Origin of the sequence: Microbulbifer harenosus (assembly GCF_005771435.1) — a bacterium.
Taxonomy (GTDB): domain Bacteria; phylum Pseudomonadota; class Gammaproteobacteria; order Pseudomonadales; family Cellvibrionaceae; genus Microbulbifer; species Microbulbifer harenosus.
The window spans coordinates 336,086-353,865 of record NZ_VANI01000004.1; the positions used below are offsets into that span (position 1 = coordinate 336,086).

At 59.1% G+C, this 17,780-nt stretch carries 13 protein-coding genes; 6 read left to right on the forward strand and 7 right to left on the reverse strand.

What is annotated here, in order from left to right:
- Positions 1-3: 3 nt before the first annotated feature.
- The gene (locus FDY93_RS03710) at positions 4-810 is read right to left on the reverse strand and encodes a cyclase family protein (protein WP_246068444.1); all 807 of its coding nucleotides are present in this window, start codon (positions 808-810) and stop codon (positions 4-6) included.
- Between the two features lie 70 nt (positions 811-880).
- Here FDY93_RS03710 and FDY93_RS03715 point away from each other — a divergent pair, with 70 nt between their 5' ends.
- Positions 881-2,062 (forward strand): winged helix-turn-helix domain-containing protein, encoded by a 1,182-nt coding sequence (locus FDY93_RS03715; RefSeq protein WP_246068445.1) that lies wholly within the window; start codon positions 881-883, stop codon positions 2,060-2,062.
- Positions 2,063-2,088: 26 nt separating this feature from the next.
- Here the strand turns inward: FDY93_RS03715 and FDY93_RS03720 are convergent, their stop codons facing one another.
- From FDY93_RS03720 to FDY93_RS03745, 6 genes are all read right to left on the reverse strand, one after another.
- The gene (locus FDY93_RS03720) at positions 2,089-2,745 is read right to left on the reverse strand and encodes a DUF6515 family protein (RefSeq protein WP_138234391.1); all 657 of its coding nucleotides are present in this window, start codon (positions 2,743-2,745) and stop codon (positions 2,089-2,091) included.
- A gap of 178 nt (positions 2,746-2,923) precedes the next feature.
- Positions 2,924-3,796: an agmatinase gene (speB, locus tag FDY93_RS03725; RefSeq protein WP_138234392.1), complete on the reverse strand. Its 873-nt coding sequence runs from the start codon at positions 3,794-3,796 to the stop codon at positions 2,924-2,926.
- A gap of 396 nt (positions 3,797-4,192) precedes the next feature.
- Positions 4,193-5,386, reverse strand: a complete 1,194-nt coding sequence (gene nspC, locus FDY93_RS03730) for a carboxynorspermidine decarboxylase (RefSeq protein WP_138234393.1) — start codon at positions 5,384-5,386, stop codon at positions 4,193-4,195.
- Between the two features lie 175 nt (positions 5,387-5,561).
- A complete protein-coding gene (locus FDY93_RS03735; protein ID WP_138234394.1) occupies positions 5,562-6,761 on the reverse strand; it encodes a saccharopine dehydrogenase family protein in 1,200 nt (399 codons plus the stop codon).
- A 506-nt stretch (positions 6,762-7,267) separates the two neighbouring features.
- Positions 7,268-9,190 carry a biosynthetic arginine decarboxylase gene (gene speA / locus FDY93_RS03740; RefSeq protein WP_138234395.1) on the reverse strand — a complete coding sequence of 641 codons (1,923 nt, stop codon included), beginning with the start codon at positions 9,188-9,190 and terminating at the stop codon, positions 7,268-7,270.
- A gap of 322 nt (positions 9,191-9,512) precedes the next feature.
- Positions 9,513-10,247, reverse strand: coding sequence for a DUF6515 family protein (locus FDY93_RS03745; protein WP_138234396.1), 735 nt, complete (start codon positions 10,245-10,247; stop codon positions 9,513-9,515).
- Between the two features lie 230 nt (positions 10,248-10,477).
- Between FDY93_RS03745 and panC the strand changes: the two genes are divergently transcribed.
- The 5 genes from panC (at position 10,478) to acs (ending at position 17,327) form a co-directional block, all read left to right on the forward strand.
- Positions 10,478-11,326 carry a pantoate--beta-alanine ligase gene (gene panC, locus FDY93_RS03750; RefSeq protein WP_138234397.1) on the forward strand — a complete coding sequence of 283 codons (849 nt, stop codon included), beginning with the start codon at positions 10,478-10,480 and terminating at the stop codon, positions 11,324-11,326.
- Positions 11,327-11,359: 33 nt separating this feature from the next.
- Positions 11,360-11,749, forward strand: coding sequence for an aspartate 1-decarboxylase (panD, locus tag FDY93_RS03755; RefSeq protein WP_138234398.1), 390 nt, complete (start codon positions 11,360-11,362; stop codon positions 11,747-11,749).
- Between the two features lie 471 nt (positions 11,750-12,220).
- Positions 12,221-14,086 carry a bifunctional acetyl-CoA hydrolase/transferase family protein/GNAT family N-acetyltransferase gene (locus FDY93_RS03760; protein ID WP_138234399.1) on the forward strand — a complete coding sequence of 622 codons (1,866 nt, stop codon included), beginning with the start codon at positions 12,221-12,223 and terminating at the stop codon, positions 14,084-14,086.
- A 2-nt stretch (positions 14,087-14,088) separates the two neighbouring features.
- Positions 14,089-15,015, forward strand: a complete 927-nt coding sequence (locus FDY93_RS03765) for a histone deacetylase family protein (RefSeq protein WP_246068446.1) — start codon at positions 14,089-14,091, stop codon at positions 15,013-15,015.
- 374 nt (positions 15,016-15,389) lie between these two features.
- On the forward strand, positions 15,390-17,327 hold the full coding sequence (acs, locus tag FDY93_RS03770; RefSeq protein WP_138234400.1) for an acetate--CoA ligase: 1,938 nt from the start codon (positions 15,390-15,392) through the stop codon (positions 17,325-17,327).
- Positions 17,328-17,780 lie beyond the last annotated feature (453 nt).

Consider the following 17,780-nt stretch of genomic DNA (forward strand, 5'->3'; position numbering starts at 1 on the left):
CCGTTATTTTTCCGGCAGAAAAGCTACGACACGCGTAGGCCCGCCGCTGCCGCCGCGGATCTTCATCGGCAGTGCGATCAGTGTGAAGCCCTTCTCCGGCAGTTCCGCCAGATTGGCGACATTTTCCAGCGCCGGGATGTTGCGCTCGAACAGGGCGCGGTGGGTTTCAAACATTTGCGATGCGCCGTAATCGATACTCGGTGTATCCAGCCCCACCGCCTTGACCCCGCGCTTTTCCACCAGAAACTGCGCTGCCTCCGGTGACAGGCCGGGGAAGTTCAATTTTGCCACGGCTGCCTCACCGCGCTCCGCGGTGCCCAGGTATTTCACCGGGTCCGGCCAGAATTGCGCACTGCCGGTGTCGAACAGCACGATGCTGCCGCGTTGGATTGCGCCGTGCTGCTTTTCCCAGCGCTCGATGTCGGCAATGGAAATCTGGTAATTGCGGTCCCGACCAATGCGATCCGCCACCCGGACTACGACGCCGGGACCGATCAGCTGTTCCAATGGAATTTTGTCCACAGACTGGCGATCGCGCCCGAAGTGCACCGGTGCGTCCACATGGGTGCCGCCGTGTTCCGCCGCCGCGAGATTGTAGGCGGAGTAGTAGTAACCCTTGTCGGTCTCGCCCGCGAATACCGTGGTCTTGGCGAACTTGTCCGCGGTGGGCCAGTACAGGGTGTCGTCGGCAAAATCGTGTGAGAGATCCACCCAGCGCCCCTGGGGAAACCCTTCGGCCGCGGCGTTGGCTGCGCTGAGCAGGAGCAGTGTTAATGTGAGGGGAATGTAGTAAGGCATCCTGCGGAGCATAGTTTTCTCCAAGAAATTTCCATTATTTTGCGACCGGCAGTGCTTGAACCTGATGGTCGGTAGGAAGATAGTGGACCGTGCCACTATTATTTCGACTCCATTGACGGAAGCACCGCTGTTGAAAGCCTATACCAAAGTGTCACCACTGCCAGTGGCGCGCGCCCGCGCACTGGTGCTTGCGCGCCAACATATCCACAACCCCTGGGATGGCAGCCTGGCGGATCTGATCACACACCTGGGCGCCCTGCAATTGGACGCCATTCAGGTGATCACCCGTGCCCACCTGCATCAACTGCACATCCGCCTGCCGCGGCTGCGGGAGGCAAAGTTGCTGGACACGCTGGAGCGGGCAGAACGTGAGCGGCAGATTTTCGAATACTGGTCCCACGCCGCCGCCTACCTGCCTGTGGAAGACTACCGTTTCGCGCGGGTGCGCATGGACCGCATCCGCAAGGGGCAGAATCACTGGTTCAAAAAAAACGCGAAGCTGTGCCGCTTCGTACTCGACCGCATTCGCGCCGAGGGCCCGCTGAAGGCGAGCGACTTTGTGCGCGCCAAGGGCGGCTGGTGGAGCTGGAGCGAGGAGAAAAAAGCGCTGGAGCAGCTGTTCCACGAAGGCGAGCTGATGGTGAGCCACCGCGAGGGCTTCCAGAAAGTGTTCGATCTGCCGGAGCGCCTGCTGCCTGCGAGCGTGACAACCGCCGCAGCCAGTGAAACCGAGTACGGGCAGCATCTCGTGCGCCGCTTCCTGCGCGCCCAGGGGCTCGGCCGCGCTGAGGAGATGAGTTATCTGCGCAAACACGATAAACAATTGGTATTGGACGCGACCGCGGCAATGCTGAAGAGCGGCGAGCTGACTCCCGTTGGCAAGGAGTGGATGCTGACAGAGGACCTGGAAATGGACCCGCCAGCGGCACCGCGCAAGGTGCGGCTGCTGTCGCCCTTCGACCCGCTGGTACTGCAGCGCAAGCGCCTGAAGCGGCTGTTCGATTTTGACTATCAGCTGGAGTGCTATGTGCCGGGTCCCAAGCGCAAGTTCGGTTACTTCTGCCTACCGATCCTGTACCGGGACAGCTTTGCGGGGGTGGCGGACCTCAAGGCGGACCGGGAGGCGGGCGTGCTGCGGGTCAAGGCGCTGCACTGGCGGCAGAAACCGGGGGCCGGATTACTGGCCGGATACAACAAGGCCCTGGGTGATTTTGCCCGCTATCACGGACTGGTCACCGAGGGCCCCTTAAACGCCACTGTGTAGGTGGTTGTGTTTTTCCCGCCAGGGCTTCAGACCTGCACCACCACGTACACCTCGTGTCCGTCGCGCTGGGTGGGCATGAAGTAGTGGCCACCGTAGCGGTAGTACTGGATACCGTTGATCACTTCCGCGGTGTAACCCACCGGCAGTTCATTGACCACCTGTCCCGGCGCGTAGGCCGGCTGAGTCGCACCCGCCACGGGGGCTGCAGCCACCGGTGCGGCGCTCGCGACTACGGTCGCCGGCTGTGGCACCACAACATAGCGGCCCATGTGTGGCTGCCACTGGTAATAGGCACTGCCGTACTGGTAATAGGTGAATCCACCGATCTGTACCTGCACAGCGCTCGCCGGCAAGGTCACTACCGCCGCACCCAGCGGCGCATTCACCACCACGTAACCGGAAGGTGCCGGACGGTAGTAATAACCGCCGTGGTAGTAGTAGGGCACGCCGCCTACCGCCAGGTTCACAAAGCCCGCCGGCAGTATGGGCACGGTAAAGCCAATGCCGATACGCGGACCGCGGTAACGCGGGCCCCAATAACCGTGGCGGTGGCCATGGCCGTAGCCGTGCCCGTGATAATGTCCCCGATGGCCTGAATGCGCATCGGCTGGTGCCGCAAAGGCAAAAGACAATAGAGCGACAAGTCCTGTTCCAAACAGTAGGAATTTGACTGCCTTGTTCATGAAATCCCCCGCGAGCGAGTACTTACTATCTGGATAAATAATAACCGCATTCCCGGGCAGGCGCTACGCAACGGCAGCGCTTGAACGTTAAGAATTGTCAGATCACCGCTAAAGTTATCCACAGGTACGGCGCCGGGCTATGGCAATTTTTCTGACCGCCCGGTGCTTTTCCACAGGGTCAGCGCTGGTTGCGCTGGACGATACCCATCAGTTTGTACAGCAGATGCGCCGCCCCAAACTCGTAGGCGTGGAAGCCTTCGATGGGTGCAAACTCCAGCAGATCAAAGCCGATGATTTCCCGCTGTTTCGCCACCGATTCGAACAGGTTCAGTGTCTGATACCAGCCGAGGCCGCCGGGCACGGGAGTGCCGGTGGAGGGGAAGACCGACGGGTCCATGCCGTCGATGTCGAGGGTGAAGAACACTTTGCTGGGGAAGTTTTCCGGCAGCTCGAAGGACTGCACCTGGGTGGGCACCAGCTGGTGGGCATCCAAATAGCCGACGTTGTACTGCTTGCGCGCTTCCATCTCTTCTTCGCAGTAGGCGCGGATGCCGAGCTGGAAGAGCGGTATGCCGGCTTCGCATACGAGGCGCATGACACTGGCGTGGCTGTGCTTGTGGCCTTCGTAGCGGTCGCGCAGGTCGGCGTGGGCGTCGATCTGCACCACACCGAAGTCGGTGATGCCGGCGTCCAGGTAGCCTTTGATGATGCCCCAGGTGACCGAGTGTTCGCCGCCGATGCCGACGGGCATTTTGCCCATGGCGAGGATCTCGCGGGTGGCGCTGGCGATGTTTTCCATGACCTGCTCGGCGGGGCCGCTGACATCTACGGCTTCGCGGGTGTAGATGCCGAGTTCGCAGGGGGAGGAGAAGTTGTCGAAGGTTTCCAGCTGGTGGGAGGCTTCGATGATCGCCGCCGGGCCCTTGCCCGTGCCGCCGCCGTAGGAGACGGTTTCCTCGTAGGGGATTGGCAGGATGTGGAACAGGGCTTCTTCCGGCTTCGGTTGTTCGATTTCGGAGCCCAGGAAAATGTTCGGGTCTTCTGTGTGCATGGTTTTAATCTCTGGTGCTGCGGTCTGGCCCTGTTTGGTGCCTTGATTGACCTGCTGTGGCGGCCGAGCACCGGGGATCTGTTTTCAAAACCGCTGTGAATACATCCCTGTACGCTGCGTCGGCGACGTCCATGTCGCCGACGCTTTTGAAAACAGATCCCCGGCACTCGGCCTTCGCATCACGTTTACTACTTCGTAGCCTCAAGACGATCTAACGAAGTCTCTAATTTGGAATTTAAGGAAAAGTACCGGGTACAGGTTTTCGGGAGCGTCGCAAACAGGAAGTTTGCGCCGCAGCGCCCAGGGATGGGTTCACAGCGGTCCCGAAAACCTGTACCCGGTGCTTTTCCGCCACCGCACCTGCTACCAAGCGAGAAGCGGCGGGTTCGAGCAAAATCAGGAAAGGCGACCCTTAAAGTCCTCGTATCCAAACTCTTTAACGACCCGAAGTTCATCGGTATCGGAGTTCCACAAAGCAATCGAAGGCAGTGGGATGCCGTTAAAGGTGTTGGTCTTGACCATGGTGTAGTAGGCCATCTCCTCAAACACAATCCGGTCGCCGATTTTCAGCGGATCGGCAAAACTGTATTCGCCAATGCGATCGCCGGCGAGACAGCTCTGTCCGCCCAGCTGGTAGCTGTGTGGCAACTCGCCCGGCAGCGACGCGCCGGTGATTTCCGGGCGATACGGCATCTCGATCACATCCGGCATGTGGCAGGTGGCCGACACATCGAGGATCGCCTGATTCTTTCCATTCCAGGTCAAATCCACAACCTCGCCCACCAGCACACCGCAGAACAGCGCAACCGCTTCACCGGGTTCCAGATAAACCTGCACATCGTGCTTTTCGGAAAACGCCTTTACCGCTGCAATCAGCTCTTCCACCTGATAATCACAGCGGGTGATGTGGTGGCCACCGCCGAAGTTGATCCACGCCATCTGCGGAATCAGATCGCCAAATTTTTCCTCTACCGCCGCAATCGTGCGCTCCAGCGGTTTGAAATCCTGTTCACATAAAGTGTGGAAATGCAGGCCGCTGATGCCGGTGAGATCCTCGCCGTCAAACAGTGAGCGCACGATGCCCAGGCGCGAGCAGGGCGCGCAGGGATCGTAAATCGGTGTGTGGCCCTCGGAGTGTTCCGGGTTGATACGCAGGCCGAATTGCAGTTCCGGGCGTTTTTTTTGCGCGTCCAGGCACAGTGACTTGTAGCGTTTCCACTGCGAAAACGAATTGAAAATCACGTGGTGGGCAAACTCGAGGATTTCCTTCAGCTCCTGCTCCTTGTAGCCGGCGCTGAACACGTGAACTTCCTTGCCGAGATCCTTGCCGCCGTACTCCTCGAATCCCAACCTGGCTTCGTTAATACCACTGGCGCAGGTGCCGGAGAGATACTCGGCAACGATGTGCCCGACGCTGAACATGGAAAACGCTTTCAGCGCGGCCAGTACCTTGGCGCCGCTGCGTTTCTGTACATCGGCCAGGACTTCGAGGTTGTCGCGCAGGGCGATTTCGTCCACCACGAAACAGGGCGTGGTTACGCGGGTTGGGTCGAATTCGCCGAAGTAGTCTTTGCGGGGGGTTAAATCCATTGCGAGGTGCCCATCGTCCGGAAATGTTGGGCACGCTGCGCTTTGCCCAACCTACGTAATCTCTGTAGGAGCCTGCTTGCAGGCGAACGGGCGTGGTGCCGGGTTCGTTCGCCTGCAGGCAGGCTCCTACAGGGTGGTCAATGTCATGCCGGCGCAGGCCGGCATCCAGGGAATATCAGACGAACGGCTTGTCGAGCCAGGTCTCCTGCCAGGGCAGGCCGTACTGGTTCAGGTCGTCCATAAAGGGATCCGGGTCCAGTTGTTCCATGTTCCACACGCCGGGTTTCATCCACTTGCCTTCCATCATCATCTTCGCGCCGATCATGGCCGGTACGCCGGTGGTGTAGGAAATCGCCTGGGACTGCACTTCCTTATACGCTTCCTGGTGGTCGCAGATGTTGTAGACGTAGTAGATCTTGTCTTCACCGCCACCTTTCGGCGTACCCTTGATGATATTGCCGATACAGGTCTTGCCCTTGGTCAGCGGGCCGAGGCTCGCCGGATCGGGCAGCAGTGCTTTCAGGAACTGGATTGGAACAATCTGTTGGCCCTGGAACTCCACGGGCTCAATGCTGGTCATGCCCACGTTCTGCAGCACTTCCAGGTGCTTCAGGTAGCTCGCACCAAAAGTCATCCAGAAGCGCGCGCGCTCGATTTCCGGGAAGTGTTTGGACAGGGATTCCAGTTCCTCGTGGTACAGCAGGTACAGGTCTTTTTCACCGATGCCTTCCGGGAAGGAAAACACGCGCTTTTCTTCCATCGGCTTGGTGGTTACCCACTGGCCGTTTTCCCAGTAGCGACCGTTCGCGGTGATTTCGCGAATGTTGATTTCCGGGTTGAAGTTGGTGGCAAACGGCAGGCCGTGATCGCCGGCGTTGCAGTCGAGGATGTCGAGGGTCTTGATGCGGTCGAAGTGGTGTTTCTTCGCGTAGGCGGTGAACACGCTGGTGACGCCCGGATCGAAGCCGCTGCCGAGCAGTGCCATCAGGCCGGCTTTTTCGAATCTGTCCTGGTAGGCCCACTGCCAGCTGTACTCGAACTTGGCCTCTTCCGGCGGTTCGTAGTTGGCGGTATCCAGGTAGTGCACGCCGGTTTCCAGGCACGCATCCATGATGTGCAGGTCCTGATAGGGCAGCGCGACATTGATGACCATGTCGGGCTTGACCTTCTCGATCAGCGCGACCATCTCGCTCACGTTATCGGCGTCTACTTCCGCGGTGTCGATTTTGCGCGGCAGCATGTCGGCGATCTTGTCGCACTTACTTTTGGTGCGGCTGGCGAGGGTAATGTTCTCGAACACTTCCTCTACTTGCGCACACTTGTGTGCTACCACCTGACCGACGCCACCGGCGCCGACAATCAGAACGTTGGCCATTTATTTCTCCCTTTTTTGGGTGCTAACGGGGTTCGGGGCCCCGCTAGATGGTTACCGGGCGGGCCTGCTGCCGGGATTTGTTTGCGGGACACGCCGTAAACCACCATCTGACCGCCATGGATGGCGGAAATGCAGATTTTGCAGGAGCAAAAATCTGCCCTGGGGGCTCGGCTGCGGCCATCCAGGCCGCAGACGGTCCCGCAAACAAATCCCGGCAGCACGCCCTTCGCATTAAATCGCGTACTCCGACACTAGCAACGCAGTGCATCGCTACGAAGTGCAGAAATTTAAAGTTAAGGCGGAGTGATGGGGATCTGTTTTCAAAAGCGTCGGCGACAGGGATGTCGCCGACGCAGCGTACAGGGACGTATTTACAGCGGTTTTGAAAACAGATACCCAGCGCTCTGCCGCCACCGGACCAGCGAAAGAACTCGGTCTCCGCCGCCCTAGCAACAAGGTGGAGAGGCCATTTACCAATCCACCTAAAGAAAATTCCAACTAAAAAATCATTTCTCGAAGTAGGTATACCCACTCATGCTCGCCGTATAAGTGTGCAGAATTTCCTTGCGCTGCTGCGCGGTAATTCTGCCACTCTTCACTGCGCTCTCCGCCAGCTTGCGGAAACGCTCGAACAGGTCCTGCGGCGAATACTCAACATAGCTCAACACATCGGCAATGCTGTCACCGTGAATCTCACGGCTGTAATTCACATGGCCGTCTTCCTCAATGTGCACACTCACCACATTGGTATCGCCAAACAGATTGTGCAAGTCGCCCAGAGTCTCCTGGTACGCGCCAACCAGGAACGCCCCGAGAATATACTCCTCGCCATCCTTCAGCGCATGCAGCGGCAGCGTCTTGCGCACATCCTGACGGTCGATGAAACGGTCGATCTTGCCGTCGCAGTCGCAAGTAATATCCGCAATGATCGCCGAGCGCGTCGGCGCCTCATCCAGGCGGTGTACCGGCGCCAGCGGGAACAGCTGGTCGATGGCCCAGATATCCGGCAGCGACTGGAACACACTCATGTTCGCGTAGTAAATGTCCGACAGCACCTCCGGCAGCGCCTGCAGGTCCATCGGGATTTCCTCAACCTCGTCCAGCAGTTTGCGGATCTTCTGCGCGCATTGCAAAAACAGGTTCTCCGCCAGCGCGCGGTCCCGCAGGCTCACCTGACCGTGCAGATACAGCGCGCGGATCTCATCGCGGTAGTAGAGCGCATCATTGTAGCTCTCCTGCAGATTCTTCAGCGCCACATTCTTCAGCGCATGCTGCAGGTACTTCAGCATCGGGTGCGCGTCCTCGCCGATCTGGTCGTCCTCAAGCTCAATGGGCTCAAAGCTGGTGGTGTCCAGGATGTTGAACAGCAGCACCGACGAATAGGCTACCGTCGCGCGGCCCGACTCGGTAATGATTACCGGGTGTTCCACGCCCTCGCTGTCCATGGTGCCCATGATGGCTTCCACCACGTCCACGCAGTACTCGTCCAGCGAGTAGTTCTTGGAATGGGTGTAGTTGGTCTTGGAGCCGTCGTAGTCCACCGCCAGGCCGCCGCCCAGGTCCAGAAAACCCATGGCCGCGCCTTCTTCCACCAGGTCCGCGTAGTAGCGGCAGGCCTCCAGCACGCCGGTACGGATATCGCGGATGTTCGGCACCTGTGAGCCCAGATGGTAGTGCAGCAGCTTCAGGCAGTGCAGCATGTTGTGGTCGCGCAGTTTGTCGACCATCGCGATCAGGTCGTTACTGCCGAGGCCGAAAATGCTGCGGTCGCCACTGGTGGCGTTCCAGTAGCCGCCCACCTTGCTCGCCAGCTTCACGCGCACGCCGATATTGGGCTCCACCTGCTCGCGCTCGGCACAGCGGATAATGGTGTCCACCTCAGAGGGCGTCTCCACGACGAAGAACACCTGCACGCCAAGGCGCTGGGCCTGCAGGCCCAGATTGATGAACTCCTCATCCTTATACCCGTTGCACACGATCAGTGCCTCGGTGTTGTCGAGGATCGACAGTGCCGCGATCAGCTCTGCCTTGCTGCCCGCCTCCAGGCCGTGGCCGAACTGGCGGCCGACCTTGGCGATCTCCTCGATCACCTGGCACTGCTGGTTCACCTTGATCGGGAACACGCCGCGGAACTTGTTGCGGTAGCCGCAGCTCTCGATGGCGCTGCGGAAAGAATTGTTGATGCGCGCCACCTGTGCCTCGAGCAGATTCTCGAAGCGTACCAGCAGCGGCATGCCAAGACCGCGGGCATTGGCGCCGTGGGCGATGTCCATCAGCGACACGGAATGCGTGGTGCCAGCGGTGTTCGTTACCTCAACCGTGATCTCACCGGAGTCGTTCAAATTGAAATAGCCGGCACCCCAGTTGCGGATGCCATAGAGATCTGCGGAATCTTCGCAGGTCCAGTTTTCGATCTGTTGCTGTTTCATGGCGCCTCGTTCGTGAAATGAGGGACGGTAAGGGTAATCAGGGGCGCGAATCTTGGGGCCTGAGTATGTGGAAAGCAATAACTATAGAAAAGAAAAATGGCCGTTTTTTAAAGGATAAAACTAAATTTTTATTCGGTTTATTAGTCGAAAATAAACTATAGCGCCGGATTCCTGCCAGCCCAATAGGAGAAAAATTTCGTCGCAGCAATAAAAAAGGCGACTCCGAGGAGTCGCCAGGGGCAACAACCGGACTTTCATCCGGTTTTGGGGTTGGATGTGACAATCCGTCCTGTGAGACAGGGTGTGCGTTGCGAGTACTGATTCAGAGAAAGCCGGGGTTGGGCACGACCAGGTAGCCACGGCGGTGATCGTCCCAGCGGTAGTAGGTGTCATAGGCCACGTAGTAGCTGAGGCCGTTGAAACTGACGTTCACCGCGGTGCCTGGCAGGGCCTGCACAAAGGCGCCGACCGGCGCTTGTGCCACCACATAGCCAGCGCCGTAGGGGCGGTAGAAAATGCCCTCACTGAAGTAGTAACCCAGGCCGCCAAAACTCAGGCTCACGTAAGTCCTGGGCAGGCGTGTCCAGCGGTAACCGTAGCCGTAGTGCGCCGGGCGCCAGCGGTGCTTGTGTGGCAGATGCACCGGGCGGTGGGGCTTGTGATGGCCGTGACCGCGATCGTGACCGTGTCCGTGTCCGTGTCCATGTCCATGTCCATGACCGCGATCGTGGTGGCCGTGGCGGTTCCTGTCGTAGCGCGGGTCGTAGCCGACATATTTGACGAACTTGTGGTCGTCCTTGTCCCGGCGGTGATCGCGGCGATCGTTGCGTCTGTCTTCGCGTCGTTCCTCTCTTCTTTCTTCCCGCCGCGCTTCACGCTTGTTCTCGCGGTGCTGTTCACGCCGCTCCGCGCGCCACTCATCGCGGCGGTCGCGCTGTTGCTGCACGAACTGGCGGCGGTGGTCGTTGTTGTGGTGGCGCTCGTCCCTGTCTGCCAGCGCCGGCACAGCGCCGAGCAGCAGGCTGGCGGCGGTAACGGCTGAGATCAGTGTTTTCATGGTCGCTCTCCACGGCCGCCGGGGCGGCTTCAGGGGTGTTTTCTCTTACTGTGGGAGCCATTCTGTTCCCTGTACACTGAATCCTTCCTGAACCGTCCCGGGTAATTTGCCTACCGGTGCACGAAAAACCGAATTTGACGGCGGTTTTTTGACTGCTTGCAGCGCATTTGTTCCCACCGGCGCCGGGGGGTAAGATGCCGCGCGTAGCAACCTCTGGCGGAACTCCGGCAATGCAAGTTTTTCACCACGTGGCCAGTCTGCGCGAAGCGCTGACCGCGGCCCGCCGCGACGGCAAGACCATCGGCTTTGTACCCACCATGGGCAACCTGCACGACGCCCATATCGAGCTGGTCAAGCGCGCCCAGCAATTGTGTGACGTGGTGGTCGTGTCCATCTTCGTCAACCGTCTGCAGTTCGGCCTGAACGAGGACTGGGACAAGTACCCGCGCACCATGGAGCAGGACATGGCGCGCCTGCGCGCGGCCAACTGCGATTTCCTGTTCCACCCGGACGAGAGCGAAATCTATCCCAATGGCATGGACCAGCAGACCAAGGTGATCTGCCCGGCGATGACCGACGTGCTGTGCGGCGCGAGCCGTCCGGGGCACTTTGAAGGTGTCACCACGGTGGTGGCGAAGCTGTTCAATATCGTGCAGCCGGACAAGGCCATCTTCGGCATCAAGGATTTCCAGCAGCTGGCGGTGATCCGCCGCATGGTGGAGGATCTGTGCATGCCGGTGGAAATCGTGGCGGCACCGGTGCACCGCGAGGACGACGGCCTGGCGATGAGCTCGCGCAACGGTTATCTCACGGAGGAGGAGCGCCCGAAGGTGGCGATCCTGAACCAGACGTTGAACTGGGCGCGCTCGGAGATTGAAAAAGGTCGGCGTGATTTTGCTGAGCTGGAGGCGGAATCGAAATCCCGCATTGAGAACGCGGGTTTCCGGGTGGATTATTTCTCCATCTGCAATAGCCGCGACCTGCAACCGGCGGCGCACGACGATCGCGAGATCACTTTGCTGGGTGCGATGTACACCGCCGGTGCGCGCCTGATCGACAACGTTTCTCTGAAAATATAGTTTCCCTGAGTATGTGACGGGAGGATTCTGCTGATGCAAATCGAGATGCTGAAAGGCAAGCTGCACATGGCGGCGGTGACGCAGGCGGAGCTCTGGTATGACGGTTCCTGCGCGATCGACGAGGATCTGGTGGAGCTGGCGGGCCTGCGCGAGTTCGAGAAAATCGATATCTACAACGTTTCCAACGGCGAGCGTTTCCACACCTATGTAATCCTCGCCGAGCGCGGTTCCGGCATCATTTCCATGAACGGCGCCGCCGCGCGACGTGTACAGGTTGGCGACCGTGTGATCATTGCCGCTTATGCGCAGATGTCTGAAGCCGAAGCGGATTCGTTCAAGCCCAAGTTGGTTTATTTGAATGAGAAGAACCGGGTTGAGCGGAGTACCAATACCATTCCGGTGCAGATGCCTGAGCCTGCCTGACTTCGGGCTTTTTCTTGGGGGGCGCTTTGAAGCTGGTTCTGTGGCGGCGGAGTGCCAGGTATAGGCTTTCGGAACCGCTGTGAATACATCCCTGTACGCTGCGTCGGCGACGTCCCTGTCGCCGACGCTTCCGAAAGCCTATACCCGTCACTCCGCCTTCAATTTTAACTTCTGCACTTCGTAAGTATTTTTCTTACTCGGTTATAGTCGTAACTGTTCAGCCAGATTCGCTCACGAAGCACAAGACTCTAAGCGAAGGCAAAGTGCCGGGTGCGGGTTTTCAGGAGCGTCGCAAACAGGATGTTTGCGCCGCAGCTCCCAGGGATGGGTTCACAGCGGTCCTGAAAACCCGCACCCGGTGCTTTGCCGCCACAAGACCCGCTAAGTACCTGACCACCGCAGAAGGGTTGTGACCACAAGGCCACCCGCCTACCATGAACACAACAAAAAGGTAGGTAGCCAGTCAGAGCAATGTCATCCCTGTCCCATCCAAAAACCGGCGACCCGATCCCCTGGGATCAACTGCTGAAAAGCGGCTGTCGGATATTCCTCGGTTCCCACGCCGCCGTGCCCAACCAGCTGATGGCCGACTTGATCGCAAACAGCCGCGGCCTCAATGACATCGAAGTCACCCAGGTATTCACCCTCTCCGATAACTTCTGGGCCGAGCGCAAATACGCCGAACTGTTCACCGTCAACGCGCTTTATATCGGTGGCACTGCTGTGCGTAACGCCGTGGCGGAAGGGCGTGCGGACTACACGCCGACGTTTCTTTCCGAAGTCCCAAAACTATTCAGCGACCATGTGCTGCCACTGGATGCCGCGCTCATCATGGTCAGCCCGCCGGATAAACTCGGTTACTGCTCGCTCGGCGTCAGCGTGGACGTGGTTTCCTCCGCGGTGAAAAATGCCAAAACCGTCATCGCCCAGATCAACCCCAGCATGCCGCGCACCAATGGGCACAGCTTTATCCACCGCGACCAGATCCACGCCTGGATGACCGCGGACGCACCGATTCCGGAATCGCCGCCGCCGGAAATGGACCAGGCTGTGGAACAGATCGGCCAGTACGTATCCGTGCTGGTGGAAAACGGATCGACCCTGCAGATCGGTATGGGCAAGGTGCACGACGCAGTGCTGCGCTACCTGGGAAACCACAAGGATCTCGGCGTGCATTCGGAAATGATTTCCGATGGTGTCGCGCGGTTGATGAAAAGCGGCGTCATCAACAATCGCAAGAAAACCTTCCACCGCGGAAAAACCATCACCAGCTACTGTATGGGCTCCAAAATGCTGTACGACTTTGTCGACGGCAACCCCCATGTGGAACTGTACCCGGCCGAGCATGTCAGCTCACCGGTCAATATCTCGCGCAACGAAAAAATGGTCGCGATCAACAGTGCGATTGAAGTGGACCTGACCGGACAGGTGGTATCGGATTCCATCGGCCGGCTGTTGTACAGCGGTATCGGTGGCCAGGTGGACTTTATCCGCGGTGCGGCATTGAGCAAGGGCGGCAGGCCGATTATTGCATTGCCGTCTACGGCCAAAGACAAGAATGGTAAATTGATTTCCCGCATCGTTGCATCGCTCACTCCCGGCAGCGGTGTGGTCACTTCACGTGCGCATGTGCACTACGTCGTGACCGAATACGGCATCGCCTCGCTGCGCGGAAAAAGTATTCGCGAGCGCACCCTGGAAATGATCCGCATTGCCCACCCGGAATTCCGTCGCGAATTGTTGGAAAAGGTGCGGGAATTTTACTGGGTTCCGGAATATCAGGAACAGGCACCCACCTCGGTTCCCGAACTCGGCCCGGTAGAGCAGAAGAAATATATTTTTGGCGGCATCACCTATACGCTGCGTCCACTCAGACCTGCGGATGAACGGCTGTTGCAGGAATTTTTCTACACCCACAACAAAGAAACCCTGCTGATGCGTTACAACCACCATGTGACACAGATGTCCCGGGAAAAATCCTGCAGCCTGGTCAGTGTCGATCAAAGGCGGGATCTGGCGCTGTGTTTTACCGACCGCGACGGCGCGCGGGAAGTGATTCAGGGAGTGGGGCGCTATTATTTTTACGAAACCGACAACAGCTGCGAAGTGGCGTTTGTCATCAAAGAGAGCCGCCGTGGCAAGGGCATTGCCTCCACCCTGTTAAAAGAAATGGAAAGCATCGCGCGCAAGCGCGGCATTGCAAAAATGTTCGCCTGCGTGCGCCGCGACAACAAGCCCATGCTGTCGATTTTTGAAAACAACGGCTTCACCACCCGCGCCGGCGACAGCATGGACGAACTCTATCTCGAACTCGCGCTCGACGGAGAAAAGGACTGAACATGGCCAACGTAGGATTTTTCTCCGACCCCGCCTGCCACCGCCACGATATGGGCGAGGAGCATCCCGAGAGCCCCGCGCGACTCGATGCCATTCAGGATCAACTGCTCAGCAGCGGCATGGAATACGTGCTGCGTTTCTTCGACGCGCCCCAGGCTACGCGAGAACAACTCCGGCGGGTACACACCGCGGAATATATCGAATCCATCTTCAACCGCGTACCGAGGCAGGGAATCGAAATCCTCGACGAGGACACCCGCATGTGCCCGCATTCACTCACCGCCGCGCTGCACGCCGCCGGTGCCGGCATTGACGCCGTCGACCGCGTAATGAGCGGTGAAATCCACTCCGCCTTCTGCGCCGTGCGCCCTCCCGGCCACCACGCCGAGCGCGACAAGGCTATGGGCTTCTGCCTGTTCAACAATATCGCCATCGCCGCCGCCCACGCCCGCGAACATCACGGCCTAGAGCGCGTCGCCATCCTCGACTTCGATGTGCATCACGGCAACGGCACCGAAGATTTTGTCGCCGGCCGCGAAGGCTATTTGCTCTGTTCCAGCTTCCAGTCCCCATACTACCCATTCACCGGCACAGGCAATCTACCCGACAACATCGTCAACACGCCGCTCGAAGCCGGTGCCGGCGGCGATGCACTGCGCCAACTGGTACAGCAGGAGTGGCTGCCGGCACTGGAACAATTTAAGCCGCAGATGCTGTTTATCTCCGCCGGCTTCGACGGCCATATCGAAGACCCCATGGCGCAATTGCGCTTCCGGGAAGAGGATTATTTCTGGGTGACGGAAAGGCTGCGGGAATATGCCGACTGCAATTGCGAGGGGCGAGTGGTATCTATGCTGGAAGGAGGTTATGCGCTTTCCGCGTTGGGTCGCAGTGTGGTCGCACATCTAAAGGGGCTAATCGGCAACTAAAGGACCGGACGCAATGGGCGTGACGCGAAGGCTGAGTGGCGGCCCCGCCTTCCGCAACCCGCAACAACTTCACCGCCATATCGCCCACCTCAATGTCAAAATAGAAATGTGATCACTAACTTCGGCCATTTTGCCCACCCACCCCAAAAAAGGCACGGTATTCCAGACTCAGGGGTGGGAAACCAAAAAGTCGTCAGGCTATGATGGTACGACAGGACTTGTGACAGCGTTGTCATTCAGCGGCTGCCAGTGGTATAACTTATCGGGATTCGTGCACCTAAAAAGATGGAGTGCACAACTGCAATACCTGCAGTCAACGGGTCTCCAGCAGCGAGACCGCGCAGCGCCCGATAATACTAATAAGGGAGAAAATGATGTCTGAAGTGCACACTTACCCGGTGCCCGAAACCTTTGCCGCCAACACTCTCGTCAGCAGTGACGACTACCAGCGGATGTACCGCCAGTCGGTGGAGAACCCGCAAGCATTCTGGTCCCAGCAGGCCAACGACTTCCTGCAGTGGAGCAAGCCCTTTACCAAAGTGGTGGAGGAAGACCTCAAGAAAGGCCACGCCGCCTGGTTCGCCGATGGAGAACTGAACGTCTCCGTCAACTGCATCGACCGCCACCTGCCGGCCCGCGCCGAGCAAACTGCCCTGATCTGGGAAGGTGACGACCCCGCCGACAGCAAGAACATCACCTACAAGGAGCTGCACGAGCAGGTATGCCGCCTGGCCAATCTGCTCAAAGCTCGCGGCATTAAGAAGGGCGACCGCGTGTGCATCTACATGCCGATGATCCCCGAAGCGGCCTACGCCATGCTCGCCTGCACCCGCATTGGTGCGGTGCACTCGGTGGTGTTCGGCGGCTTCTCCCCGGATTCACTCAAGGATCGCATCCTCGATTCCGACTGCCGTTTGGTGATCACCGCCGACGAGGGCGTGCGCGGCGGCAGAAAAGTGCCGCTCAAGGCCAACGTGGACAAGGCACTGGCCCACTGCCCGGATGTGCACACCGCCATCGTGGTCAAGCGCACCGGCGCCAACATCGACTGGGACAGCAAGCGCGACATCTGGTACGCGGAATCCGTTGCCGAGCAGAGCGTCGAGTGCGCGCCGGAGCCGATGAACGCGGAAGACCCGCTGTTTATCCTTTACACCTCCGGCTCCACCGGCAAGCCCAAGGGCGTGCTGCATACCACGGCGGGCTATTTGCTGATGTCCACCATGACCTTCAAATACGCCTTCGATTACAAAGAAGGCGATGTGTTCTGGTGTACCGCGGATGTGGGCTGGATAACCGGCCACAGCTACATCGTGTACGGCCCGCTATGCGCTGGCGCGATCTCGCTGATGTTCGAAGGCGTGCCCACCTATCCCGATGCCTCCCGCTGCTGGCAGGTGGTGGACAAACACCAGGTCAATATTTTCTACACGGCACCCACCGCCATTCGCGCGTTGATGGGCGCGGGCGACGACTTCGTCACCCGCTGTGACCGCAGCTCGCTGAAACTGCTGGGCACCGTTGGCGAGCCGATCAACCCGGAAGCCTGGGAGTGGTACTACCACGTGGTCGGCGAGAAGCGCTGCCCCATTGTCGACACCTGGTGGCAGACCGAAACCGGCGCCCACATGATCACCCCGCTGCCCGGCGCTACCGCACTCAAACCCGGCTCCGCCACCCGCCCGTTCTTCGGCGTGCAGCCGGCGCTGCTGGACGAGAAGGGGCAGGAAATCGAGGGGCAGGGCGAGGGCGCGCTGGTGATGAAGGCCAGCTGGCCGAGCATGATCCGCAGCGTATACGGCGATCACCAGCGCATGATCGACACGTACTTCTCCACCTTTCCCGGTTACTACTTCACCGGCGACGGCGCGCGCCGCGACGCGGACGGCTACTACTGGATTACCGGTCGTATCGACGATGTACTGAACGTCTCCGGCCACCGCCTGGGAACTGCAGAAATCGAGAGTGCAATTGTGCTGCACGAGGACACGGCCGAGGCGGCGGTGGTGGGCTATCCGCACGATATCAAGGGGCAGGGTATTTACTGCTATGTGACCCTGAAAAATGGTCGCGAGCCGTCCGAGGAGTTGCGCAAGGAGCTGATCGACCTGTGTGTGAAGGAGATCGGCCCCATCGCCAAACCCGATATCATCCAGTGGGCCCCGGGTCTGCCCAAAACCCGTTCTGGCAAGATCATGCGGCGCATTTTGCGCAAGATTGCCTGCAATGAGTTGGATTCGCTGGGAGACACTTCGACGCTTGCCGATCCTTCGGTGGTTGATGAGTTGGTAGATCATCGGGCTAATAAATAGCTTTGATCTCCGCCACTGGGTGCTCTAAAGCTGGTCCGGTGGCGGGCAAGCACTGGGTGCGGGTTTTCAGGACCGCTGTAAACCCATCCCTGGGAGCTGCGGCGCAAACATCCTGTTTGCGACGCTCCTGAAAACCCGCACCCAGTGCTTCCCCTTCAGTTTTCACTCCTCGACTTCGTAAGTGTGTAAGGCTCTCTCCTCGCCAGCTCACGAAGCGCTTTGCTCAATGCGAAGATGGAGTGCCGGGTATAGCTTTTCGAAAGCGTCGGCGACAGGGACGTCGCCGACGCAGCGTACAGGGATGTATTTACAGCGGTTTCGAAAAGCTATACCCGGTGCTCCAGCGCCACGGAGGTCAATCAAGGCGGACCTCGGACTATCCAACGCCCAATTGACCTGAACCCAAGACAAACTCGAGATCCGGTGATTTAATTGCCCGCAAAGGTATTGATC